This window comes from Pseudomonas sp. GM48 (genome assembly GCF_000282335.1).
In the GTDB taxonomy this organism is placed as follows: Bacteria; Pseudomonadota; Gammaproteobacteria; order Pseudomonadales; family Pseudomonadaceae; genus Aquipseudomonas.
On sequence record NZ_AKJM01000089.1, the window covers coordinates 20999 to 44874 of the forward strand.

Annotated in this window: 30 protein-coding genes; 19 read left to right on the forward strand and 11 right to left on the reverse strand. The window is 60.7% G+C overall.

The features are described from left to right. Nucleotides 1-5: 5 nt before the first annotated feature. The 4 genes from PMI28_RS12465 to pilG form a co-directional block, all read right to left on the reverse strand. Nucleotides 6-2066 (reverse strand): methyl-accepting chemotaxis protein, encoded by a 2061-nt coding sequence (locus PMI28_RS12465; protein ID WP_007987786.1) that lies wholly within the window; start codon nt 2064-2066, stop codon nt 6-8. A 153-nt stretch (nt 2067-2219) separates the two neighbouring features. Further along, nucleotides 2220-2759 carry a chemotaxis protein CheW gene (locus tag PMI28_RS12460; RefSeq protein WP_007987788.1) on the reverse strand — a complete coding sequence of 180 codons (540 nt, stop codon included), beginning with the start codon at nt 2757-2759 and terminating at the stop codon, nt 2220-2222. 10 nt (nt 2760-2769) lie between these two features. Next, nucleotides 2770-3135, reverse strand: a complete 366-nt coding sequence (pilH, locus tag PMI28_RS12455; protein WP_007987790.1) for a twitching motility response regulator PilH — start codon at nt 3133-3135, stop codon at nt 2770-2772. Nucleotides 3136-3193: 58 nt separating this feature from the next. Beyond that, the gene (pilG, locus tag PMI28_RS12450; RefSeq protein ID WP_007987791.1) at nt 3194-3598 is read right to left on the reverse strand and encodes a twitching motility response regulator PilG; all 405 of its coding nucleotides are present in this window, start codon (nt 3596-3598) and stop codon (nt 3194-3196) included. Nucleotides 3599-3945: 347 nt separating this feature from the next. Between pilG and gshB the strand changes: the two genes are divergently transcribed. The 7 genes from gshB to PMI28_RS12415 all read left to right on the forward strand — a co-directional run bounded on the left by gshB (nt 3946) and on the right by PMI28_RS12415 (nt 9996). Continuing rightward, nucleotides 3946-4917 (forward strand): glutathione synthase, encoded by a 972-nt coding sequence (gene gshB, locus PMI28_RS12445; RefSeq protein WP_007987793.1) that lies wholly within the window; start codon nt 3946-3948, stop codon nt 4915-4917. A 106-nt stretch (nt 4918-5023) separates the two neighbouring features. Beyond that, a complete protein-coding gene (locus PMI28_RS12440; RefSeq protein WP_007987795.1) occupies nt 5024-5923 on the forward strand; it encodes an energy transducer TonB in 900 nt (299 codons plus the stop codon). A 180-nt stretch (nt 5924-6103) separates the two neighbouring features. Beyond that, complete coding sequence (locus PMI28_RS12435) at nt 6104-6676, forward strand: YqgE/AlgH family protein (RefSeq protein ID WP_007987796.1); 573 nt, start codon at nt 6104-6106, stop codon at nt 6674-6676. Beyond that, on the forward strand, nt 6676-7113 hold the full coding sequence (ruvX, locus tag PMI28_RS12430; protein WP_007987798.1) for a Holliday junction resolvase RuvX: 438 nt from the start codon (nt 6676-6678) through the stop codon (nt 7111-7113). Before PMI28_RS12435 ends, ruvX begins: the two co-directional genes overlap by 1 nt. A 79-nt stretch (nt 7114-7192) precedes the next feature. Further along, nucleotides 7193-7696 carry a bifunctional pyr operon transcriptional regulator/uracil phosphoribosyltransferase PyrR gene (gene pyrR, locus PMI28_RS12425; RefSeq protein ID WP_007987800.1) on the forward strand — a complete coding sequence of 168 codons (504 nt, stop codon included), beginning with the start codon at nt 7193-7195 and terminating at the stop codon, nt 7694-7696. Nucleotides 7697-7723: 27 nt separating this feature from the next. Beyond that, the gene (locus PMI28_RS12420) at nt 7724-8728 is read left to right on the forward strand and encodes an aspartate carbamoyltransferase catalytic subunit (RefSeq protein WP_007939362.1); all 1005 of its coding nucleotides are present in this window, start codon (nt 7724-7726) and stop codon (nt 8726-8728) included. Next, nucleotides 8725-9996: a dihydroorotase gene (locus PMI28_RS12415; RefSeq protein ID WP_007987802.1), complete on the forward strand. Its 1272-nt coding sequence runs from the start codon at nt 8725-8727 to the stop codon at nt 9994-9996. Before PMI28_RS12420 ends, PMI28_RS12415 begins: the two co-directional genes overlap by 4 nt. A gap of 100 nt (nt 9997-10096) precedes the next feature. On the opposite strand, the gene PMI28_RS12410 is transcribed toward PMI28_RS12415, so the two are convergent. Continuing rightward, on the reverse strand, nt 10097-10516 hold the full coding sequence (locus tag PMI28_RS12410) for an NINE protein (RefSeq protein ID WP_007987805.1): 420 nt from the start codon (nt 10514-10516) through the stop codon (nt 10097-10099). A 251-nt stretch (nt 10517-10767) separates the two neighbouring features. Here PMI28_RS12410 and PMI28_RS12405 point away from each other — a divergent pair, with 251 nt between their 5' ends. Next, on the forward strand, nt 10768-11388 hold the full coding sequence (locus PMI28_RS12405) for a C40 family peptidase (protein WP_007987807.1): 621 nt from the start codon (nt 10768-10770) through the stop codon (nt 11386-11388). A gap of 131 nt (nt 11389-11519) precedes the next feature. On the opposite strand, the gene PMI28_RS12400 is transcribed toward PMI28_RS12405, so the two are convergent. Beyond that, the gene (locus PMI28_RS12400; RefSeq protein WP_007987809.1) at nt 11520-12554 is read right to left on the reverse strand and encodes a type IV pilus twitching motility protein PilT; all 1035 of its coding nucleotides are present in this window, start codon (nt 12552-12554) and stop codon (nt 11520-11522) included. Between the two features lie 56 nt (nt 12555-12610). On the opposite strand from PMI28_RS12400, the gene PMI28_RS12395 reads away from it, so the two are divergent. From PMI28_RS12395 to PMI28_RS12350, 10 genes are all read left to right on the forward strand, one after another. After that, the gene (locus PMI28_RS12395; protein ID WP_007987811.1) at nt 12611-13297 is read left to right on the forward strand and encodes a YggS family pyridoxal phosphate-dependent enzyme; all 687 of its coding nucleotides are present in this window, start codon (nt 12611-12613) and stop codon (nt 13295-13297) included. 35 nt (nt 13298-13332) lie between these two features. Then, the gene (proC, locus tag PMI28_RS12390; RefSeq protein ID WP_007987812.1) at nt 13333-14151 is read left to right on the forward strand and encodes a pyrroline-5-carboxylate reductase; all 819 of its coding nucleotides are present in this window, start codon (nt 13333-13335) and stop codon (nt 14149-14151) included. Between the two features lie 24 nt (nt 14152-14175). Beyond that, complete coding sequence (locus tag PMI28_RS12385) at nt 14176-14763, forward strand: YggT family protein (RefSeq protein ID WP_007987813.1); 588 nt, start codon at nt 14176-14178, stop codon at nt 14761-14763. Beyond that, nucleotides 14763-15056, forward strand: a complete 294-nt coding sequence (locus PMI28_RS12380) for a DUF167 domain-containing protein (RefSeq protein WP_007987815.1) — start codon at nt 14763-14765, stop codon at nt 15054-15056. The genes PMI28_RS12385 and PMI28_RS12380 overlap by 1 nt, the downstream gene beginning before the upstream one ends. A 184-nt stretch (nt 15057-15240) precedes the next feature. Beyond that, complete coding sequence (gene metX / locus PMI28_RS12375; RefSeq protein ID WP_007987818.1) at nt 15241-16380, forward strand: homoserine O-succinyltransferase MetX; 1140 nt, start codon at nt 15241-15243, stop codon at nt 16378-16380. Nucleotides 16381-16387: 7 nt separating this feature from the next. Further along, entirely contained in the window at nt 16388-17008 is a 621-nt protein-coding gene (gene metW / locus PMI28_RS12370; protein ID WP_007987819.1) for a methionine biosynthesis protein MetW, read from the forward strand. Between the two features lie 26 nt (nt 17009-17034). Further along, a complete protein-coding gene (locus PMI28_RS12365; RefSeq protein ID WP_007987821.1) occupies nt 17035-17469 on the forward strand; it encodes a DUF4426 domain-containing protein in 435 nt (144 codons plus the stop codon). Then, complete coding sequence (gene rdgB / locus PMI28_RS12360) at nt 17466-18062, forward strand: RdgB/HAM1 family non-canonical purine NTP pyrophosphatase (protein ID WP_007987823.1); 597 nt, start codon at nt 17466-17468, stop codon at nt 18060-18062. The genes PMI28_RS12365 and rdgB overlap by 4 nt, the downstream gene beginning before the upstream one ends. Continuing rightward, nucleotides 18059-19264: a radical SAM family heme chaperone HemW gene (gene hemW, locus PMI28_RS12355; protein ID WP_007987825.1), complete on the forward strand. Its 1206-nt coding sequence runs from the start codon at nt 18059-18061 to the stop codon at nt 19262-19264. Before rdgB ends, hemW begins: the two co-directional genes overlap by 4 nt. Before the next feature lie 9 nt (nt 19265-19273). Further along, nucleotides 19274-19597, forward strand: coding sequence for a DUF3392 domain-containing protein (locus PMI28_RS12350; protein ID WP_007987827.1), 324 nt, complete (start codon nt 19274-19276; stop codon nt 19595-19597). Nucleotides 19598-19728: 131 nt separating this feature from the next. On the opposite strand, the gene trmB is transcribed toward PMI28_RS12350, so the two are convergent. The 4 genes from trmB to PMI28_RS12330 all read right to left on the reverse strand — a co-directional run bounded on the left by trmB (nt 19729) and on the right by PMI28_RS12330 (nt 21971). Further along, nucleotides 19729-20454, reverse strand: a complete 726-nt coding sequence (gene trmB, locus PMI28_RS12345) for a tRNA (guanosine(46)-N7)-methyltransferase TrmB (protein ID WP_007987828.1) — start codon at nt 20452-20454, stop codon at nt 19729-19731. A gap of 9 nt (nt 20455-20463) precedes the next feature. Further along, nucleotides 20464-21258 carry a thiazole synthase gene (locus PMI28_RS12340; RefSeq protein WP_007975390.1) on the reverse strand — a complete coding sequence of 265 codons (795 nt, stop codon included), beginning with the start codon at nt 21256-21258 and terminating at the stop codon, nt 20464-20466. 60 nt (nt 21259-21318) lie between these two features. Next, nucleotides 21319-21519 carry a sulfur carrier protein ThiS gene (thiS, locus tag PMI28_RS12335; RefSeq protein WP_007953386.1) on the reverse strand — a complete coding sequence of 67 codons (201 nt, stop codon included), beginning with the start codon at nt 21517-21519 and terminating at the stop codon, nt 21319-21321. An 83-nt stretch (nt 21520-21602) separates the two neighbouring features. Next, nucleotides 21603-21971, reverse strand: coding sequence for a DUF423 domain-containing protein (locus tag PMI28_RS12330; RefSeq protein WP_007987831.1), 369 nt, complete (start codon nt 21969-21971; stop codon nt 21603-21605). Between the two features lie 74 nt (nt 21972-22045). Between PMI28_RS12330 and mtgA the strand changes: the two genes are divergently transcribed. Continuing rightward, complete coding sequence (gene mtgA, locus PMI28_RS12325; protein WP_007987833.1) at nt 22046-22768, forward strand: monofunctional biosynthetic peptidoglycan transglycosylase; 723 nt, start codon at nt 22046-22048, stop codon at nt 22766-22768. A gap of 191 nt (nt 22769-22959) precedes the next feature. On the opposite strand, the gene rpoH is transcribed toward mtgA, so the two are convergent. Beyond that, nucleotides 22960-23814, reverse strand: coding sequence for an RNA polymerase sigma factor RpoH (gene rpoH, locus PMI28_RS12320; protein ID WP_007975386.1), 855 nt, complete (start codon nt 23812-23814; stop codon nt 22960-22962). Nucleotides 23815-23876 lie beyond the last annotated feature (62 nt).

Below are 23876 nucleotides of genomic sequence, written 5' to 3' on the forward strand. Positions count from 1 at the left end.
GCGGTTCAAGCTTTATCCACAACCTGTGCCTTGGCATCCGGCAAGGTGAAACCGGACACCGAACGACGCAGCTGACTGGCCATTTTCGCCAGGTTGCCGATGCTGTCGGCCGTGGCGGTGGAACCCGACGACGTCTGCGAGGTGATCTGCTGGATCACGTTCATCGTCAGGGAAATCTGACCGGCCGACGACGTCTGTTGTTGCGCGGCATTGGAGATGCTCTGGATCAGCGCCGCGAGCGTCTTCGACACACCCTCGATTTCCTCCAGGGCCACACCGGCATCCTGCGCCAGACGGGCGCCACGCACCACCTCGGTCGTAGTCTGCTCCATGGAGATGACCGCTTCGTTGGTGTCGGTCTGGATCGCCCGCACCAGGGTTTCGATCTGCCGGGTGGCGGCGGATGAACGCTCGGCCAGCCGCTGCACTTCATCGGCGACCACGGCAAAACCGCGACCGGCGTCACCGGCCATGGAGGCCTGGATGGCCGCGTTGAGGGCGAGGATGTTGGTCTGGTCGGCAATGTCATCGATCAGGCTGACAATGTCGCCGATTTCCTGGGAGGACTCGCCCAAGCGCTTGATGCGCTTGGCGGTGTCCTGGATCTGCTCGCGAATGTTGTCCATGCCGTGGATGGTGTTGTGCACCACCTCGTTGCCCTTGTTGGCGATTTCCACCGAGCGTTCGGCAACCGCCGAAGATTCAGCGGCATTGGCCGACACCTGGTCGATGGACTCGGCCATGTCGTTGATCGCCATGGACGCTTCGGAAATCTGCTGGGCCTGATGCTCCGAGGCCTGGGCCAGGTGCATGGCGGTGGCCTGGGTTTCCTGCACGGCGGCGGCGACCTGGCCGGCAGTGAGGTTGATGGTCGCGACCAGATCGCGCAACTGGTCGACGGAGTAATTGATCGAGTCGGCGATGGTGCCGGTAAAGTCTTCTGTCACCGAGGCAGTCACCGTGAGGTCGCCGTCGGCCAGGTCTTCGATCTCGTCGAGCAAGCGCATGATCGCGTTCTGGTTACGCTCGTTTTTCTCGGCGGTTTCCCGCAGCTGACGATTGGTTTCGCGCACCATTACCATGCCGATCAGGATGATCGAAGCCAGCGCCAGCAAGCCCAGTACATAACCGCCAATGGTGTCGGTGGTGCGTCCACCGACCATGGTTTCGAAACCGCTGGCCAGGTGAGAGGCTTCGTCGAGCAGGGTTTGCGACAGACTGAAAATGTTCGAGGCCGATTCGCGGACCTTGAACAGCTCCGGCGAGGTTTCGAGGATTTCGTCCACCGAGCCCGAGACGAACTCGAACAATTCGGCGATGTCCGCGAGTCGCGCACGGGCGTCGCGGTCTTCGACCTGGCTGACCTTGAGCGCCGGGTCGCCCTGGAGCATGCCATTGAGCACCTTGCCGAACTGCGTCGCGTCACGTCCGAACGCATCGGCGGCCTGCTGTGAATTTTCGTCGCCGGCCAATACCGTGTTGACCGCGCCGAGGATCCGCTCGGCCAGCAGCGACTGGCGCTGGGCCATCGCCACCTGGGCCGCCGGGGCGCCCCGTTGCAGGAGGATCTCGACGACTTTTTCGTACTCGACCTGCAATTGCGGCACGGTTTCGGCCAGGGTCGCGGCGACCTGATGCAGCGACAGTACGGTTTGCTCGCTGGAAAGAATCGCATCGGTGTTTTTCAGCAGGCGTTCCCAGTCCTGTTGCACCGCACGCATCTCTGGACGCACGGTGGCGGGGGCCGGCGGCAGACCGGTGGCCGGGTCGCCCTTCTTCAGATAACCCCAGCGCTGGGCAAAATCGTTGCGCGCATCGCTGAGCAATTTGAACGCGGCAGCCTTGCCGGCGGCGGCTTCGGTGGCGTTCTTGGCGATACGCTGGGACAGCACGCGCAGTTCGCCGGCGTGGCCGATGTACTGTTTGTCGTAGATCGCCTGGGTGTTGAGGTACGCGAAGTTGGCGAACAGCAGCATGATGAAGACGATCAGCGCGATGAACAGCACGATAATCTGCGACCGGCTGCGCGACCCTTCGACTGGCTTGCCTGCTTTTGCTTTTATCATCGGTCCTCGCCTGTTTACCCATTTCCGGGCCTGTCCGGAACCCTGTGGGAGCGGGCTTGCTCGCGAAGGCGGCAGTCCATTCAACATTGATATTGGCTGATCTACCGCCTTCGCGAGCAAGCCCGCTCCCACATTGGATCTGTGTTGTTCCGGTTAAACCGCGACGTTCATGAATCCCTGGGACTGCGTCAACGCAAACGGGCTGAACACCTGCCAGCACTGCTCACGTTGAAACCGGCCTTTGACGAACGCCGCCATCGCCCCCTTCAACTCGTCTGCCGACACCGGCTCCAGGCTGTCCTGGGCAAAGTGCTGGAGGCCGAAGACTTCATCGACCAGCAACCCGGCAAACACCTCTTCATGTTCCACCACCAAAACCCGCCGCTGTCGGCGCACCGCCGAAAGCTCGTGCCCGAAGAAGCCGCACAAATCCATGACCGGCAGCAAACGCCCGCGCAGGTTGGCGACACCCTTGACCCAGGGTTTGACCCCCGGTAGCTGGGTAAAGCGCGGCTCGTGCAAGACTTCGCTGACTTCGCTCATGGGCGCGACGTACCAGTGCTCGCCCAGGCGAAAACCGATGCCGCTCCAGCTGTCCCGCCGGGCCGGCTGGGACGGCAAGTCCGCCGCCAGCAAACGACAGCGCTGGTCGATTTGCAGCAGCAGTTCGAAAGCCGTCAGCGCTTCGTTCATGGCCTGACGATCAACCGGCCAGCACGTTGTTCAGGGTTTTGATCAGGGTGTCTTCATCGACCGGTTTGGTCAGGTAGTCCCTGGCGCCCTGGCGAGTGCCCCAGACCTTGTCGGTTTCCTGATCCTTGGTGGTGATGATGATCACCGGGATGTGCCCGGTTTCCGGGTCCTTGGTCAGTTGGCGGGTCGCCTGGAAGCCGTTGAGGCCAGGCATGACGATGTCCATCAGCACCGCGTCGGGCTTTTCCTGGCGGGCCAGGGCCACGCCGTCGGCGCCGTTTTCGGCTTTCAACACTTCATGACCGTGCTTTTCCAGCATGCCAGTCAGTTTGTACATTTCGGTCGGCGAATCATCGACGATCAGAATACGTGCCATGGTCTTCCCCATTTCTTGTCGGCGCCGGGCCCGATGGCCGAGCGTCACTGTGCGTGTCCTACTGCGGCAAAACGGCGGCGAAGCCAGGCACATGGGCCTGGATCGCATCAAGCAATTCTTCCTTGCTGAAAGGCTTGGTCAAAAACTGGTCGGAGCCGACGATACGCCCCTTGGCCTTGTCGAACAGCCCGTCCTTGGATGACAGCATAATCACTGGCGTGGACTTGAACGCGCTGTTGTTCTTGATCAAGGCGCAGGTCTGATAACCATCCAGGCGCGGCATCATGATGTCGACAAAGATGATGCCGGGGTGGTTGTCGGCAATCTTGGCCAGGGCATCGAAGCCGTCAATGGCCGTAATGACCTCGCACCCGACGTTCTTGAGCAGCGTTTCGGCAGTGCGACGAATCGTCTTCGAATCGTCGATCACCATGACTTTCAAGGCGCTGGGGTGCTGTTCCATAAGATGCTCTGCGTCGCCTTTACGAATCAAATTGTCCGCTTACGGGTAATTGGCGGCTCGAAACCCTTGATACTCAAGGGCCAGCACGGCATGGCAGCCTTTTTAGCACAGTCTCCAGAACCAATCTATCGGCCGACCGGGGCGATGGTTTTTCCTTGACCGGGAACACACTCAGCGCCACTCTGACGCCACTTTTATACGCTGATCTTTTGTAGGAGCGAGCTTGCTCGCGATGATCGTCAACGATGACACGCAAAGCCTGACACCCCGTGGGGTTCTCAGGTTTATCGCGAGCGAGCTCGCTCCTACAGATAGACACAGGCCACCCAATTTTCGAGGAAAACCCAATGAGCGTTCGCGTCGGGATTGTCATGGACCCTATCGCCAGCATTTCCTATAAAAAGGATAGCTCGCTGGCCATGCTGCTGGCCGCGCAGAAGCGTGGCTGGGAATTGTTCTATATGGAACAGCGCGACCTGTATCAAGGTGAGGGCCAGGCCCGGGCCCGGATGCGTCCGCTGCAGGTGTTCGCCAATCCGGAAAAATGGTTCGAACTGGGCGCCGAAAGCGACGCGTTGCTGAGCGACCTGGACGTGATCCTGATGCGCAAGGATCCGCCGTTCGACATGGAGTTCGTCTACTCCACTTATTTGCTGGAACAGGCCGAGCGCGCTGGCGTGCTGGTGGTCAACAAGCCGCAAAGCCTGCGCGACTGCAACGAAAAACTGTTCGCCACGCTGTTCCCGCAGTGCACGCCGCCGACCGTGGTCAGCCGCCGCGCCGACGTGCTGCGTGAATTCGCCGCCAAACATGGCGATGTGATTCTCAAGCCGCTGGACGGCATGGGCGGCACTTCGATTTTCCGTCACCGCGCGGGCGATCCAAACCTGTCGGTGATCCTCGAAACCCTGACCGCCCTCGGCGCCCAGCAGATCATGGGCCAGGCCTACCTGCCGGCAATCAAGGACGGCGACAAGCGCATCCTGATGATCAACGGCGAGCCTGTCGATTACTGCCTGGCACGGATTCCGGCCCAGGGTGAAACCCGTGGCAACCTCGCTGCCGGTGGCCGTGGCGAAGCCCGTCCGCTGACCGACAAGGACCGCTGGATCGCCGCGCAAGTCGGCCCGACCCTGCGGGAAAAAGGCCTGTTGTTCGTTGGCCTGGACGTGATCGGCGAACACCTGACCGAGATCAACGTCACCAGCCCGACCTGCATTCGCGAGATTGATAACGCGTTCGGCACCGACATTGGCGGCATGCTCATGGATGCCATTGAGAAGCAGCTGCAAGCTGCAAGCCTCAAGCAGCAAGCTTGAAGCTGCCCCTCTACAGCTTGTCGCTTGCAGCTTGAAGCTTGAAGCTAAAAACCAACATTGCGTTATCATGCCGGGCCCGTAAAAACGCGATGTTGGTTTTTGTGCCATGACCCTCCCGTCCGATCTGCCTGCCGAACTCGCCCACCGTGGCGTGCGCCCGGCCGATCGCCTCGGTTTTACCCTGTTTCTGGCGGCACTGATCCACCTGGCCTTGCTGCTGGGCGTCGGATTCGCAGTGGTCGAGCCCAAGCAGATCAGCAAAACCCTAGAAATCACCCTCGCCACCTTCAAAAGCGAAAAGAAGCCTGAAAAGGCCGACTTCCTCGCGCAAGAGAATCAGCAAGGCAGCGGCACCCTGGATAAAAAGGCGATTCCCAAGACCACCGAGGTCGCGCCGTTCCAGGACAACAAGGTGCAGAAAGTCACGCCACCGCCGGCCGCCAAGCCTGAAGTGCAGGAAGCCCCGCCGAAGGCTGCCGTGACCACCGTGGCGCCAAAGCCGAAAAAAGCCCCGGCCAAGACCGAGGAGCCCAAGACCGAAGTCAAACCCCAGATCCAGGCGCCGACGTTCGACAGCGAGCAACTGTCCAGCGACATCGCCAGCCTCGAAGCGGAACTGGCCGCCGAACAACAGCTATACGCCAAGCGCCCGCGTATTCACCGCTTGAGCGCGGCCTCGACCATGCGCGACAAGGGCGCCTGGTACAAGGACGAATGGCGCAAGAAAGTCGAGCGTATCGGCAACCTCAACTACCCCGACGAAGCGCGGCGCAAACAGATCTACGGCAATTTGCGTTTGATGGTGTCGATCAATCGTGACGGTTCGCTGTATGAGGTGCTGGTGCTGGAATCTTCAGGCCAGCCGCTGCTGGACCAGGCGGCACAGCGGATCGTCCGGCTGGCGGCGCCGTTTGCACCATTTACCGGGGATTTGTCGGATATCGACCGACTGGAAATTATCCGCACCTGGAAATTTGCCCGCGGCGATCGACTTTCCAGCAACTGACCGCCACAAATCCCCTGTGGGAGCGGGCTTGCTCGCGAAAGCAGTCATTCATTCAACATTGATCTCGACTGACACAACACCTTCGCGAGCAAGCCCGCTCCCACATTTGTTCGGTGTCGACAGCCAATTTGCGGCATCCCCAGCTTGTCAGTTCGCCCCCCGAACGCCACACTAGCGCACATGAAAAACGTCATTCCCAGCTACCTCAAGCATCAATTCCTGATCGCCATGCCCCACATGGCCGACCCGAACTTTGCGCACACCTTGACCTACATCGTCGAGCACACGGCCAATGGTGCCATGGGGCTGGTGGTCAACCGTCCGCAAGAGCTGAACCTGGCCGATATCCTTGAGCAATTGCGCCCGGAAATCGAACCGCCTGCACTCTGCCAGCATGTGCCGATCTTTATCGGCGGCCCGGTGCAGACCGATCGCGGCTTCGTCCTGCACCCCAAGGGGCTGAGCTTCCAGGCAACCGTTGATCTGGAAGGCGAGTTGTCGCTGTCGACGTCCCAGGATGTGCTGTTCGCCATCGCTGACGGCATCGGCCCGGCGAAAAGCCTGATCGCCCTCGGTTACGCCGGTTGGGAAGCCGGGCAGCTTGAAGCCGAACTGGCGCAGAACGCCTGGCTGAACTGCCCGTATGACGCCGACATCCTGTTCAACACCAGCAGCGAACTTCGTCTGGAAGCGGCCGCCAGACACCTGGGCGTCAACCTCAGCCTGCTGACCAGCCAGGCGGGGCACGCCTGATGGCCCTGCGGCTGATTCTCGGATTCGACTACGGCACCAAACAGATCGGCGTTGCGGTCGGCCAGGTGGTTACCGGCCAGGCTCGCGAGCTGTGCACCCTGAAAGCGCAAAACGGCATTCCCGACTGGAAACAGGTCGAAGCCCTCATCAAAGAGTGGAAACCCGATGCCGTGGTGGTCGGCCTGCCGTTGAACATGGACGGCACGCCCAGTGACATGTGCGCCCGCGCGGAAAAGTTCGCCCGGCGCCTGAACGGCCGCTTCAACCTGCCCTTTTATACCCACGATGAACGCCTGACCACCTTCGAGGCCAAGGGCGAACGCCTGGCCCGGGGCGGCCAGAAAGGCAGTTACCGCGACAACCCCGTCGACGCCATCGCTGCCGCCCTGCTGCTGCAAGGCTGGCTTGACGAAAACACCGCACTGTTTGAATCCTGAAGAACCGCTGTGCGTCTCTCTTAGCTACAACCCGAGCCACTTCCCGCACAAGCCGGCCCGGGCCCAAGAAGGAGCAACCATGAGCCTGCCCAATCCCGTCGAACTGATCAGCCAGATGGCGACCCGACTTGACGCCTATCTGGTCAAACGAGGCATCAGCGACCCGCGTTTCATCGGTATTCGTACCGGCGGCGTCTGGGTGGCCCAGGCCCTGCTCAAGGAACTGGGCAGCAATGAGCCCCTCGGCACCCTGGACGTTTCTTTCTACCGCGACGATTTCAGCCAGAACGGCCTGCACCCGCAGGTTCGCCCTTCGGCGCTGCCGTTCGAGATCGAAGGCCAGCACCTGGTGCTGATCGACGACGTACTGATGAGCGGTCGCACCATCCGCGCGGCCATGAACGAATTGTTCGACTACGGCCGCCCGGCCAGCGTGACGCTGGTGTGCCTGCTGGACCTGGACGCCGGCGAACTGCCGATCCGCCCGAACGTGGTCGGCGCCACCCTGTCACTGGCGGCCCACGAACGCGTGAAGTTGTCTGGCCCGGAGCTCGCGCTCGAACTGCAAGACCTCGCCCTTTAATTCGCCCTATTGAGAGTCCCCCTTGCGATGACGCCTCTAGAAACCAAGCGCCCGCTGCAGCTCAATGACCAGGGCCAGCTGCGCCATTTCCTCTCGCTCGACGGTTTGCGCCGCGAGCTGCTGACGGAAATCCTCGACACCGCCGACTCCTTCCTCGAAGTCGGCGCCCGGGCCGTCAAGAAAGTCCCGTTGCTGCGCGGCAAGACCGTGTGCAACGTGTTCTTCGAGAACTCGACCCGCACCCGCACCACCTTCGAACTGGCGGCTCAACGCCTGTCGGCGGACGTGATCACCCTCAACGTGTCCACGTCGTCGGCGAGCAAGGGCGAAACCCTGCTCGACACCCTGCGCAACCTGGAAGCCATGGCCGCCGACATGTTTGTCGTGCGCCACGGCGATTCGGGTGCCGCGCACTTCATCGCCGAACATGTCTGCCCGCAAGTGGCGATCATCAACGGCGGTGACGGCCGGCACGCGCACCCGACCCAGGGCATGCTCGACATGCTGACCATCCGCCGGCACAAGGGCGGCTTCGAAAACCTTTCGGTGGCCATTGTCGGCGACATTCTGCACTCGCGGGTTGCGCGCTCGAACATGCTGGCCCTGAAAACCCTCGGTTGCCCGGACATCCGTGTGATCGCACCGAAAACCCTGCTGCCGATCGGCATCGAGCAATACGGCGTGAAGGTCTACACCGACATGACCGAAGGCCTGAAAGACGTCGACGTGGTGATCATGTTGCGCCTGCAGCGTGAACGCATGACCGGCGGCCTGCTGCCGAGCGAAGGCGAGTTCTATCGCCTGTTCGGCCTGACCACCGCCCGCCTGGCCGGCGCCAAGCCCGATGCCATCGTGATGCACCCGGGACCGATCAACCGTGGCGTGGAAATCGAGTCAGCGGTGGCCGATGGCCCGCACTCGGTGATCCTCAACCAGGTGACCTACGGGATCGCCATTCGTATGGCCGTGCTGTCCATGGCCATGAGCGGGCAGACTGCCCAGCGTCAATTCGAGCAGGAGAACGCCCAGTGAAACTCAGCATTCTCGGCGCCCGCGTGATCGATCCGGCCAGTGGCCTGGATCAAGTGACTGATATCCACATTGAAGCCTGCAAAGTCGTCGCCTTTGGCGCGGCGCCTGCCGGTTTTGTCGCCGTCGACACGATCGACGCCAAAGGCCTGGTGGCCGCTCCCGGCCTGGTCGACCTCAACGTTGCCCTGCGCGAGCCGGGTTACAGCCGCAAAGGCACGATTGTCAGCGAAACCCGCGCGGCGGCAGCTGGCGGCGTCACCAGCCTGTGCTGCCCGCCGAAGACCAAGCCGGTACTGGACACCTCGGCGGTGGCCGAACTGATCCTCGACCGCGCCCGTGAGGCCGGCAACACCAAAGTCTTCCCGATTGGTGCCCTGAGCAAAGGCCTGGACGGTGAACAGCTCGCCGAGCTGGTTGCCTTGCGCGACGCCGGTTGCGTGGCTTTCGGCAATGGCCTGGAGAGTTTCCGCAACACCCGCACCCTGTGCCGGGCACTGGACTATGCCGCGACTTTCGACCTGACGGTGATTTTCAACTCCCAGGACTACGACCTGGCCGAAGGTGGCCTGGCCCACGAAGGCCCGACCGCCAGTTTCCTTGGCTTGCCGGGCATTCCGGAAAGCGCCGAAACCGTCGCCCTCGCCCGGGATCTGCTGCTGGTTGAACAGACCGGCGTGCGCGCGCACTTCAGCCAGCTCACCAGTGCTCGCGGCGTGGAGCTGATCGCCCAGGCCCAGGCCCGTGGCCTGAAGGTGACCGCAGATGTCGCCCTGTACCAGCTGATCCTGACCGACGAGGCCCTGATCGACTTCAGCAGCCTGTATCACGTCCAGCCGCCGCTACGCACCCGCGCCGACCGCGATGGCCTGCGCGCCGCGGTGAAATCCGGCGTGATCTCGGCCATCTCCAGTCACCACCAACCCCATGAGCGTGACGCCAAGCTGGCACCGTTCGGCGCGACCGAGCCAGGCATCAGCAGCGTTGAACTACTGCTGCCGCTGGCGATGACCCTGGTTGAAGACGGCTTGCTGGACCTGCCGACGCTGCTCAAACGCCTGAGCGCCGGCCCTGCCGAGGCCCTGCGCCTGCCAGCGGGTAACCTGGCGGTAGGTGGCGCGGCGGATATCGTGCTGTTCGACCCGGCAGCTTCAACCGTCGCGGGTGAAAACTGGCTATCGAAGGGCGAAAACTGCCCGTTCATTGGCCACAGCCTGCCGGGCGTGGTGCGTTACACCCTGGTGGACGGGCGAATCAGCCACCAGGCGTAAGACCCTGTGGCGAGGGAGCTTGCTCCCGCTGGACTGCGCAGCAGGCCCATCTTGGGGCCGCTACGCGCCCCAGCGGGAGCAAGCTCCCTCGCCACATTAATCAGCGACGCTGTGCGTTGCGCAGCGACACCTGGTCATTCAGCGTCCAGAAGTCATACAGCACGCCAATAAAGAACAGCCCGCCCGTCAGCAGGTACAGCAGCCCGCTGATCCATTTTCCCTGATACATCCGGTGCACGCCGAATACCCCGAGAAACGTCAGCAGAATCCACGCCACGTTGTATTCGATCGGCCCGGCGGTGAACCGCAGGTCCGCTTCACGGTCCATGGACGGGATCAGGAACAGGTCGATCAGCCAACCGATCCCCAGCAAGCCAAAGGTGAAGAACCAGATCGTCCCGGTCACCGGCTTGCCGTAATAGAAGCGATGAGCGCCGGTAAAACCGAAAATCCACAGCAGGTAACCGATCACTTTGCTGTGGGTGTCTTGCTGCGGGACAGCCTGTTGATAGGGGTTCATGAATGGCCTCGAATCACACGATAGATAAATATTCTTTAATTCTTTGTGACTTTTTTACAGGCACCCGACGTATGGCAGGTGCTACCTTCACCCCCGTCAAAGCCTTGTAACACCGGACTCCTGTCCGACAATTGCGCCATTTTGCCGCATTTTTGCCACCATTGCCCCCAAGGTTGAATCGACCAACGGCCTCGGAAGCGGCAAAAAAGCTGTTATAAAGTTGCGCGCTAACTTATTAAGAGCCTTGCCTAATGCGTTCATTTTTCAAGACATGGCTAACCATTTGCCTTTTGATGCCACTGGCCGCCCACGCCACCAATCGTGAGCAACGTCTTCCTAACGTTAATGGTTACACCCCAAAATCCCATGCCTCTGCTCCTTCGAGCAAAGACAAAAAATCCGCTAAATATGCTCCAACCCTGGCCAGCGACAAAAGCGGCCTGGTTCCACCAATGGGCACCAAGGAAAGCAGCAACGTGCTGAGTCGCGCTGTGAATGTCCTCGGCACTCCCTATCGTTGGGGCGGCAGCAGCCCAAGCAAAGGTTTCGATTGCAGCGGCCTGGTGAAATACGCGTTCAACGACGCCACCTTCGACCTGCCACGCACCTCCAACGCCATGGCCAGCGGTCATGGGGAGAAAGTCGATCGCAACGACCTGAAACCGGGCGACCTGATTTTCTTCAATATCAAGAGCCGTCGGGTCAATCACGTTGCCATTTACTTGGGCAATGACCGCTTCATCCACGCGCCACGTCGTGGCAAGTCGGTGTCCATCGACACTTTGAATAAACCGTACTGGGATAACCACTACGTGGTTGCCAAGCGGGTTCTGCCGAAAGAGCCGAATCAGTTGCGTGTGGTTCAGCGCTGATTTCAGTGCCCTGAATCTGTATCGAACATAATGGCCCCTTCGCGAGCAAGCCCGCTCCCACTTTGGAATGCATTCCCCTGTGGGAGCGGGCTTGCTCGCGAAGAGGCCCTTGAAAGCACCACACATCCTCCTCAAAAGCCTTCCGGCGACCGCGCTTTCTCCTGTGCATGATCACGACTGATCAACCCCTTGGTCACCAGGTTCTTCAAGCTCATATCCAGCGTCTGCATGCCCAACGCCCCTCCCGTCTGTATCGCCGAGTACATCTGCGCCACCTTGTCTTCGCGGATCAGATTGCGGATCGCCGAGGTCCCCAGCATGATTTCGTGGGCAGCAACACGCCCGCCACCGACCTTCTTCACCAGTGTCTGGGACACCACCGCCAGCAGCGACTCGGAAAGCATCGAGCACACCATCGCCTTCTCGTCCCCCGGAAATACATCCACCACTCGGTCGATGGTTTTCGCCGCCGACGTGGTGTGCAGCGTGCCGAACACCAGATGGCCGGTTTCGGCGGCGGTCAATGCCAGACGAATGGTCTCCAGGTCACGCATCTCGCCCACCAGAATCACGTCAGGGTCTTCCCGTAGCGCCGAGCGCAAGGCCGTGGCGAAGCTGCGGGTATCGCGATGGACTTCACGCTGGTTGATCAGGCATTTGCGCGATTCGTGGACAAACTCGATGGGGTCTTCAATCGTGAGGATATGGTGATGGCGATGGGTGTTCAGGTAATCGATCATCGCCGCCAGTGTGGTGGATTTGCCGGAGCCGGTCGGACCGGTCACCAGCACCAGGCCACGGGGAGCATCGGTCATTTTGCGAAACACTTCTCCCATGCCCAGTTCGTCCATGCTCTGCACTTTCGACGGGATGGTGCGAAACACGGCACCTGCGCCACGGTTCTGGTTGAACGCATTGACCCGAAAACGCGCAACACCGGACACATCAAAGGAAAAGTCGGTTTCCAGGTGCTTCTCGAAGTCCGCCCGTTGGGTGTCATTCATGATGGCGTAGATCAGCGCCTGCACCTGCTTGTGGTCCATGGCCGGCAGGTTGATGCGCCGCACATCGCCATCCACCCGAATCATCGGCGGCAGGCCGGCGGACAAGTGCAGGTCGGATGCGCCCTGTTTGGCGCTGAATGCCAGCAGTTCGGTGATATCCATAGCGCCTCTCAATTCCAGTAGAATGCCGCGAACCTTCAGACCGCTGGCGCCTCTTGATGTCCACCATAGCAGACAACATTCTCGAAGTTAGTTCGCGTATAAACGCCGCAACACTCGCCGCCAACCGCGCCGAAAACAGCGTTCAACTGCTAGCCGTGAGCAAGACCAAACCCGCACAAGACCTGCGTGAAGCCTACGCCGCCGGCCTGCGCGACTTTGGCGAGAACTACCTGCAGGAAGCGCTGGGCAAGCAACTCGAACTGGCCGACCTGCCCTTGATCTGGCACTTCATCGGCCCCATTCAATCGAACAAGACTCGTGCTATCGCCGAGCACTTCGACTGGGTGCATTCCGTGGATCGTCTGAAAATCGCACAACGCCTGTCCGAACAACGTCCCGCCGGTTTGCCGCCACTGAACATCTGCATTCAGGTCAATGTCAGCGGTGAAGCCAGCAAATCCGGCTGCACCCCGGCCGACCTGCCGGCTCTGGCCAACGCCATCAGCGCTCTGCCACGCCTGAAGTTGCGCGGGTTGATGGCAATTCCCGAGCCGACTGAAGATCGCGCCGCCCAGGATGCTGCGTTTGCTGCCGTACAAAGCCTGCAAGCCAGCCTGAACCTGCCACTCGACACACTTTCCATGGGCATGAGCCACGATCTCGAATCGGCCATCGCCCAAGGCGCCACGTGGGTCCGTATCGGTACGGCCCTGTTTGGTGCCCGCGACTACGGTCAACCATGAACCATGGCTGACACACATCTGAATAAGGACCTGACATGAGCAAGACGCGTATTGCCTTTATCGGTGCCGGCAACATGGCCGCCAGCCTGATCGGCGGCCTGCGGGCCAAGGGTCTGGAAGCGGCGCAGATCCGCGCCAGCGATCCGGGCGAAGAAACCCGCGCTCGCGTGAGCGCTGAACACGGCATCGAAACCTTCGCCGACAACGCCCAGGCCATCGAAGGTGCCGACGTCGTCGTCCTGGCGGTCAAGCCGCAGGCGATGAAAGCCGTGTGCGAAGCCCTCCGCCCAAGCCTAAAACCCAATCAACTGGTGGTGTCGATTGCCGCAGGCATCACCTGCGCCAGCATGAACAACTGGCTCGGCGCCCAGCCGATCGTGCGCTGCATGCCCAATACCCCGGCGCTGCTGCGTCAGGGCGTGAGCGGATTGTTCGCTACCGCCGAAGTGACCGCCGAACAGCGTCAGCAAGCCCAGGATCTGCTGTCCGCAGTCGGCATCGCCCTGTGGTTGAACGAAGAGCAGCAACTGGACGCGGTCACCGCCGTTTCCGGCAGCGGCCCGGCGTATTTCTTCCTGCTGATCGAAGCCATGACCGCCGCCGGTGTGAAACTCGGCCTGCCGGCGGACATCGCCGCGCAACTGACCCTGCAAACCGCACTGGGTGCCGCACACATGGCCGTCTCCAGCGACGTCGACGCGGCCGAGCTGCGCCGCCGCGTCACCTCGCCCGCGGGCACCACGGAAGCTGCAATCAAGTCGTTCCAAGCCAATGGCTTTGAAGCCCTGGTCGAACAAGCACTCAGTGCTGCCGCGCATCGCTCGGCCGAGATGGCTGAGCAACTCGGTCGCTAATCAGCTCTTACAAAGGAATCAACGATGCTTGGACTCAATGACGCTGCCATTTTCATCATTAAAACCCTTGGCAGCCTGTACCTGCTGATCGTACTGATGCGCTTCATCCTGCAACTGGTTCGGGCGAATTTCTACAACCCGCTCTGCCAGTTCATCGTCAAGGCCACGCAACCACTGCTCAAGCCTCTGCGCCGGGTCATCCCGAGCATGTTCGGGCTGGACATGTCGTCACTGGTACTGGCGCTGGTCGTGCAGATAGTGCTGATGGCGGTCATCCTGCTGCTCAAAGGCTTCGAGGTCGACTTGCTGCTGTTGGTGCCTTGGGCTCTGATCGCCCTTTTCTCGCTGTTTTTGAATGTTCTGTTCTACGCGATGATCATCAGTGTGATTCTGTCCTGGGTTGCACCGGGTAGCCACAACCCTGGCGCAGAACTGGTCGCTCAGATCACTGAACCGGTCCTTGCACCGTTCCGCCGGATCATCCCTAGCCTGGGTGGGCTCGACATCTCGCCGATCTTCGCGTTCATCGTGATCCAGTTGCTGCAAAGCTGGCTGATCCCGCGCCTTGCGTACTTTGCCTTCATGCCGCAGGGGCTGCTCGGCCTGATCTGATGAGCTACTTTCGCTGGGACGGTGACGACCTGATTCTGGAATGTCACCTGCAACCGGCAGCCCGTAGCGATGACTTCGCCGGGCTGCACGGTGATCGCCTGAAGATTCGCCTGACCGCTCCGCCAGTCGAGGGCAAGGCCAACGCGTATCTGATGGCGTTTCTGGCCAAGGCCTTTGGCGTGTCCAAGAGCCAGGTCAGTTTGATCAGCGGCGAGTTGAACCGGCAGAAACGGGTGCGAATTTGTTCGCCGAAGAAGTTGCCGGATTTGCCTGATCTGGTGCGTCCAGCCTGATCCACCGAGTCGCTTCATTCGCGAGCAAGCCCGCTCCCACATTGGAATGCATTCCCCTGTGGGAGCGGGCTTGCTCGCGAATGGCGCACCTCGGTCTGAATGAATGAAATCAGGCCCGGCCTTTGCTTGCCGCTAACCCCAGCGGTCTTTAGACTTACGCCTCATTTCAATGAGAGCAGGGTCGATGCCAGCTGCCTTTCCCCCCGATTCTGTTGGTCTGGTGACGCCGCAAGTGGCGCACTTCAGCGAACCCCTAGCCCTCGCTTGCGGTCGCTCGCTCCCGGCCTACGACCTGATTTACGAAACCTATGGCACGTTGAACGCCATGGCGAGCAACGCCGTGCTGATCTGCCACGCCTTGTCCGGACACCACCACGCCGCCGGCTACCACAGCGCCGACGACCGCAAACCCGGTTGGTGGGACAGTTGCATCGGCCCGGGCAAGCCGATCGATACCAACAAATTCTTCGTGGTCAGCCTGAACAACCTTGGCGGTTGCAACGGCTCCACCGGGCCGAGCAGCATCAACCCGGACACTGGCAAGCCGTTCGGCGCCGACTTCCCGGTCTTGACCGTCGAGGATTGGGTGCACAGTCAGGCGCGCCTGGCCGATCGCCTCGGCATCGCCCAGTTCGCGGCCGTGATCGGCGGCAGCCTCGGCGGCATGCAGGCGATGCAATGGAGCATCACCTACCCTGACCGCATCCGTCACTGTCTGGCCATCGCCTCGGCGCCCAAGCTGTCGGCACAGAACATCGCGTTCAACGAAGTGGCGCGCCAGGCGATCCTCACCGACCCGGAATTCCACGGCGGTTCGTTCCAGGAACACAACGTGATCCCCAAGCGCGGCCTGATGCTGGCGCGGATGGTCGGGCACATCACCTACCTGTCCGATGACTCCATGGGCGAGAAATTCGGCCGCGGGCTGAAGAGCGAAAAACTCAACTACGACTTCCACAGCGTCGAGTTCCAGGTTGAAAGCTACCTGCGTTATCAGGGCGAAGAGTTCTCCGGGCGCTTCGATGCCAATACATATCTGTTGATGACCAAAGCGCTCGACTACTTCGATCCGGCGGCGAACTTCGACGATAACCTGGCAAAAACCTTTGAAGGCGCCAAAGCCAAGTTCTGCGTGATGTCGTTCACCACCGACTGGCGCTTCTCCCCTGCCCGTTCGCGGGAACTGGTGGACGCGCTGATGGCCGCGCGCAAGGACGTCTGCTACCTCGAGATCGACGCACCGCAAGGCCACGACGCCTTCCTGATTCCGATCCCGCGCTACCTGCAGGCATTCGGCAATTACATGAACCGCATTACGTTGTGAGAAAGCCATGAGAGCTGATCTGGAAATCATCCAGGAATGGATCCCCGCCGGCAGCCGCGTGCTCGACCTCGGGTGCGGCGATGGCGAACTGCTGACCTGGCTGCGCGACAACAAGCAAGTCACCGGTTATGGCCTGGAAAACGACGCCGACAACATCGCCGAGTGCGTAGCCAAAGGCATCAACGTCATCGAGCAGGACCTGGACAAGGGCCTGGGCAACTTTGCCAGTAACAGTTTCGACATCGTGGTCATGACCCAGGCGCTGCAAGCAGTGCACTATCCGGACAAGATCCTCGACGAAATGCTGCGTGTCGGTCGCCAATGCATCATCACCTTCCCCAACTTCGGTCACTGGCGCTGCCGCTGGTACCTGGCGAGCAAGGGCCGGATGCCGGTTTCCGAGTTCCTGCCGTACACCTGGTACAACACACCGAACATTCACTTCTGCACCTTCGCGGACTTTGAAGCCTTGTGTCGCGAACGTGAGGCGAAGGTCATTGATCGGCTTGCCGTGGATCAACAGCATCGGCACGGGTGGGCCAGTAAGCTATGGCCTAATCTGTTAGGTGAGATCGGAATCTACCGCGTCAGCAGTCCGGGACTTTCCGACCACAAGGTCGCGGTCTGATCCACCCTATTTCAAGGAGAACGATCATGGGTCGTCTAGCGTTGCTTCTACTCACTGCCTGCCTGAGCGTCACCGCCATGGGCGCCGAACCCATCAAGAGCGAGCGCCAGGAAACCTTCGGCGACGTGACGGTGCACTACAACACCTTCAACTCCACTTACCTGACCCCGGACATTGCCAAGTCCGCCGAACTGATCCGCAGCAAGAACCAGGGCGTGATCAATATCTCGGTGCTCAAGGAAGGCAAGCCATTGATAGCCCAGGTGAGCGGCTCGGTCAAAGACCTGACCAGCCAGACCGTGCCACTGAAGTTCAAACAGATCACCGAACAAGGCGCGATCTACTACATCGCACAATATCCGGTAGATCAACCGGAGGTCCGCACTTTCGACATCAAGGTGCAGACCGGTGACAAAATCAACACCATCAATTTCAACCAAGAGCTCTTCCCCGGCCAATGATCAACTTCACGCAACTCGTATTGGCCAGCCATAACGCCGGCAAACTCAAGGAACTCCAGGCCATGCTCGGCGAATCAGTGCATCTGCGCTCGATCGGCGAGTTCAGCAGCGTCGAGCCTGAAGAAACCGGTCTGTCGTTCGTCGAGAACGCCATCCTCAAGGCCCGCAATGCCGCGCGCATTTCCGGCCTGCCAGCGCTGGCCGACGATTCCGGGCTGGCGGTGGATTTCCTCGGTGGTGCGCCAGGCATCTATTCGGCGCGCTATGCCGACGGCAAGGGCGATGCAGCGAACAACGCCAAGCTGCTCGACGTGTTGAAAGACGTGCCTGAAGCCGAGCGTGGTGCGCAGTTCGTCTGCGTGCTGGCGTTGGTGCGTCACGCCGATGATCCATTGCCGATCCTCTGTGAAGGTTTGTGGCACGGGCGAATCCTGACCCAGGCCAGCGGCGAACACGGTTTTGGCTACGACCCGCTGTTCTGGGTGCCGGAGCGCGATTGCTCCAGCGCCGAGTTGAGCCCGGGCGACAAAAACCAGATCAGCCACCGCGCCCGTGCAATGGATCTGCTGCGCCAGCGTCTGGGCTTGAAATGACCCGTGAATCATCCGCGTCGCCGCTGATCTTCGGCGGCGACGTTCAATCGCCTCGGGCGGCCCTGCCAGTACTGCCGCCCCTGGCGCTGTACATCCACATTCCGTGGTGTGTACGCAAATGCCCTTATTGCGACTTCAACTCCCACACCGCCAGCCCGGTGCTGCCGGAAGAAGAGTACGTCGACGCACTGCTGGCTGACCTCGATCAGGACCTGCACGCCGTCTATGGTCGTGAGCTGAGCTCGATCTTCTTTGGTGGCGGCACGCCGAGCCTGTTCAGTGCCGATTCGCTGGGTCGCTTGCTCAAAGGCGTCGAACAACGCATCCCCTTTGCCAGCGACATCGAAATCACGCTGGAAGCCAATCCGGGTACGTTCGAGCAAGACAAGTTCGTGGCATACCGGAAGCTGGGCATCAATCGCCTGTCGATCGGCATCCAGAGTTTTCAGCAAGAAAAGCTCGAAGCCCTGGGGCGGATTCACAACGGCGACGAAGCCGTACGTGCCGCCGGCATGGCGCGGCAGGCCGGGTTCGACAACTTCAATCTGGACTTGATGCATGGCTTGCCGAATCAGTCACTGGACGATGCCTTGGCCGACCTGCGCACAGCCATCGCCCTGAAACCGACACACCTGTCGTGGTATCAACTGACCCTGGAACCGAACACGGTGTTCTGGAACCAGCCGCCGACGCTGCCGGAAGACGACACGCTGTGGGACATTCAGGAAGCCGGGCAAGCGCTGCTGGCTGAACACGGATACGCCCAGTACGAAGTCTCGGCCTATGCCCTGCCCGGACGTCCGGCGCGACACAACCTCAATTACTGGAGTTTTGGCGACTTCATTGGCATCGGTGCCGGCGCCCACGGCAAGCTCAGTCACCCGGACGGGCGCATTGTTCGCACCTGGAAAACCCGCTTGCCGAAGGATTACCTGAATCCGGCAAAAAGCTTCCGGGCCGGCGAGAAAGCGCTGGGCAACGATGAAATGCCGTTCGAATTCCTGATGAACGCGTTGCGCCTGACTGAAGGCGTCGAATCGCGGCTATACCCGGAACGTACCGGCATGACCCTGGAAAGCCTTGCTGAAGGACGCCGTGAAGCCGAACAAAGCGGCCTGTTGCAGGTCGAACCGTCACGTCTGGTAGCCACCGAACGCGGACAACTCTTCCTCAACGACTTGCTGCAGAAATTTCTGACATAAGGAAATCGAATGGATTTGGTACTCGACCTGCTTGCCACCGTGTCTCGCTGGAGCCGCAGCAACCTCTCGGAAATAGCCCTGGCCCTGGTGGGCTGCCTGCTGGTGCTGTTTGGTGCGGATTTCAAAGGCTGGGTCGAGCAGCGTCTGGGCAGCATCGCCGGCGCCTTGCGCGTGCCGCTGATGTCCCTGCTGTGCATGATCGGCAGCGGCGCGGCACTGATCTACGCCACGCCATGGGTCGTACGCGGCTTGAGCCAGTTCAACAACTACAGCTTGGCGCCGGTGTTGTTGGTGGTGTTGGTGTTGATTGGCGTAGTCGCCGACCGCCGCTAATCCCGAGCCATACACAAAACAACTGTGGGAGCGGGCTTGCTCGCGAAAGCGGTGTATCAGACAACATTAATGTCGACTGACACGACGCCTTCGCGAGCAAGCCCGCTCCCACATTGTTTACTGTGTAAGTCTTAAGACTGCTTCTCGAACTTCAAATCCCACACACCATGCCCAAGACGTTCGCCACGGCGTTCGAACTTGGTGATCGGCCGTTCGGCCGGGCGCGGTACGCATTTGCCGTCTTCGGCGAGGTTGCGGTAACCCGGCGCAACGTTCATCACTTCCAGCATGTATTCGGCGTACGGTTCCCAGTCGGTGGCCATGTGCAGAATGCCGCCGACCTTCAACTTGCTGCGTACCAGCTCGGCGAAGGACGCCTGAACGATGCGACGCTTGTGATGACGGCTCTTGTGCCACGGGTCCGGGAAAAACAGCATCAGGCGATCGAGGCTGTTATCGGCCACGCAGCGGTTGAGCACTTCGATGGCATCGCAATCGTAGACCCGCAGGTTGGTCAAACCCTGGGTCAGCACGCCATTGAGCAGCGCCCCGACACCCGGACGGTGAACCTCGACGCCGATGAAATCCTGGTCCGGCGCAGCCGCTGCCATTTCCAGCAACGAATGGCCCATGCCGAAACCGATTTCCAGCGAGCGCGGTGCCGAGCGACCGAACACCTGGTCGAAGTCCACCGGCGCATCGGCCAGCGGCAGCACGTACAGCGGCGCGCCCTGCTCCAGGCCGCGTTGCTGGCCTTCGGTCATGCGCCCGGCACGCATCACGAAACTCTTGATGCGGCGGTGTTGGCGCTCGTCGCCTTCTTCCGTCTGGATAGGCGTGTCGTTCGATTCAGTCATCAATGGCTCTTACTTGATCAGACCATCCAGCGGCGAAGAGGCGCTGGCATAGAGTTTTTTCGGCATACGGCCGGCGAGGTAAGCCAGGCGGCCCGCGACGATCGCATGTTTCATGGCTTCAGCCATCATGACCGGCTGCTGGGCGTGGGCGATGGCCGAGTTCATCAGCACGGCATCACAACCCAGTTCCATGGCGATGGTGGCGTCGGAAGCGGTACCGACACCGGCATCCACCAGCACCGGAATTTTGGCTTCTTCGAGGATGATCTGCAGGTTGTACGGGTTGCAGATCCCCAGGCCGGAGCCGATCAGACCGGCCAGCGGCATCACCGCGATGCAGCCGATTTCCGCCAGTTGCCGGGCGATGATCGGGTCATCGCTGGTGTAGACCATCACGTCGAAGCCTTCCTTGACCAGCGTTTCGGCGGCCTTGAGGGTTTCGATCACGTTGGGGAACAGGGTTTTCTGGTCGGCCAGCACTTCCAGCTTCACCAGGTTGTGGCCGTCGAGCAGCTCACGGGCCAGGCGGCAGGTGCGCACGGCTTCGATGGCGTCGTAGCAACCGGCGGTGTTCGGCAGGAAGGTGTAGCGATCCGGCGACAGCACTTCGAGCAGGTTCGGCTCGCCCTCGATCTGACCGAGGTTGGTGCGGCGCACGGCGAAAGTGACGATCTCGGCACCCGAGGCTTCGATGGCCAGGCGGGTTTCTTCCATGTCACGGTACTTGCCGGTACCGACCAGCAAACGCGACTGGTAAGTACGACCGGCCAGGACGAAAGGCTTGTCGCTGCGAACGATGCTCATGGGAAATCCTCTGTAGGGGTGAGGTACTTGCAGAATTCTGTGACCACTCGGCCGAGACGACTAGCCGCCACCGATGGCGTGCACCACTTCGACGTTGTCGCCGTCGTTCAACGTGGTGTCTGCATGCTGACTGCGCGGGACGATATCCAGATTGAGTTCGACCGCCACCCGGCGTCCGGTCAGGTCCAGACGGGTCAGCAGGGCCGCAACGGTTTCACCGTCGGGCAGTTCAAAGGATTCGCCGTTCAACTGAATGCGCATGCCGGATGCCGCCATCATTTTTTGGGGCAGGCATTCTAGCTTGATCAGGACCTAAAGGTCAGCAACAAGCGTCAAGCGGTAGGTTACAAACGCCAGGCGGCCAGGCCCAGGCAAAACCAGCCCACCAGAAACGCCAGGCCACCGAACGGGGTGATGATGCCGAGCTTGCTGATGCCCGTCAGCGTCAACACATACAGGCTACCGGAGAACAGCAGGATACCGATGGCAAACGATACGCAGGCCCAAGTGGCGAGTCGACCGGGAATTTGCGTGGCCAGCGCTGCGACACCGAGCAGCGCCAGGGCATGCACCAGTTGATAGGTGACGCCGGTATGGAAGATCGCCAGGTACTCGGCGCTCAGGCGGCTTTTCAGGCCGTGGGCGGCAAAGGCCCCGAGACCGACACCGGTGAAGCCGAAAAAAGCGGCCAGCATCAGAAAGCCACGCAGCATGCAGAACTCCAGTCAGTTTCGATCTAAAGGGTCTGTATAATGGCCCGCTCAACGGGTTCGGCCAAGCCATCTCTATGCTGCGTATCTATTTTCGTCGTTTCACCAAGGCCGTGCTCTGGTTCATGAGTGGCAGCGTATTGTTGGTGCTGATCTTTCGCGTGGTGCCGCCACCGGGGACGGCGCTGATGGTCGAGCGCAAGATCGAATCCTGGTTCGACGGCGAACCCATTGACCTGCAACGCACCTGGAAACCCTGGGACGAGATCTCCGATGACCTGAAAGTTGCGGTGATTGCCGGGGAAGACCAGAAGTTCTCCGAGCACTGGGGCTTCGATATCGGCGCGATTCAGGCGGCGTTTGCCCATAACGAGCGCGGCGGTTCGATCCGTGGCGCCAGCACCCTGAGCCAGCAAGTCTCGAAAAACCTGTTCCTGTGGTCTGGCCGCAGCTGGCTGCGCAAAGGCCTGGAAGCCTGGTTCACCGGACTGATCGAAGTGCTCTGGCCCAAGCAGCGGATTCTTGAGGTGTACCTCAACAGTGTCGAGTGGGATGACGGCGTGTTTGGCGCCGAAGCGGCGGCCCGGCATCACTTTGGCGTGAGCGCCAAAGGCCTCAGCCGCCAGCAGTCGAGCCTGCTCGCCGCCGTACTGCCCAACCCGCGGGTTTGGAGTGCGAGCCATCCGACCACCTACGTTTCACGTCGGGCTGGCTGGATCAGGCAGCAGATGAGTCAGTTGGGCGGGGACAGCTATCTGGTCGGGCTGAACGACTCGCGCCGGGCGCCTTGGGCCGAATAACACTGAAGATCCCCTGTGGGAGCGGGCTTGCTCGCGAAAGCGGTGTGTCAGATATCATAAATGTCGACTGACAGAACGCCTTCGCGAGCAAGCCCGCTCCCACATTTGCTCTGTGGTGTACCAGGGATCATCGGCACAAACAAAAACGCCCCGATCAATGATCGGGGCGTTTTTTATTGCCGGGTCGCCGGTTACGCCGCGATCGACAACTTGAGCTTGTTCATCGCACTCTTCTCGAGTTGGCGAATACGCTCGGCCGACACGTTGTACTTCTGCGCCAGGTCGTGCAGCGTGGCTTTTTCTTCCGCCAGCCAGCGCTGGTAGAGGATGTCACGGCTGCGGTCGTCCAGCACTTCCAGTGCTTCGTGCAGGTTGTGGTTGGAGTTGTCGCTCCAGTCGGCGTCTTCCAGTTGACGGGCCGGGTCGTACCGGTGGTCTTCCAGATAATTGGCCGGCGACTGGAAAGCACTGTCGTCGTCCGCTTCGGCAGCCGGGTCGAACGCCATGTCATGGCCCGTCAGGCGGCTTTCCATTTCGCGCACTTCCCGGGGCTCTACACCCAGGCTTTCTGCCACGCGATGGACTTCCTCGTTGTTCAACCAGGCCAGGCGTTTCTTCTGGCTGCGCAGGTTGAAGAACAACTTGCGCTGGGCCTTGGTGGTCGCGACTTTCACGATGCGCCAGTTGCGCAGGATGAACTCGTGGATTTCCGCCTTGATCCAGTGCACGGCAAAGGACACCAGGCGCACGCCCATTTCCGGGTTGAAGCGTTTCACGGCCTTCATCAGGCCGACGTTGCCTTCCTGGATCAGGTCAGCCTGAGCCAGGCCGTAGCCGGAATAGCTACGGGCGATATGTACGACAAAACGCAGGTGGGCGAGCACCATCTGCCGAGCCGCCCCCAAATCCTGCTCATAATAGAGACTCTCGGCCAGTTCACGCTCCTGCTCCGGCGACAGCAATGGAATGCTGTTGACGGTGTGCACATAGGCCTCCAGGTTCGCACCCGGGACCAGAGCATATGCAGGTTGCAAAGAATTGGTCATACGAAAAAACCTCCGACTTACAAACTCGTGCAGTTCAGCACTGCGAAAATTGACCGGAAACC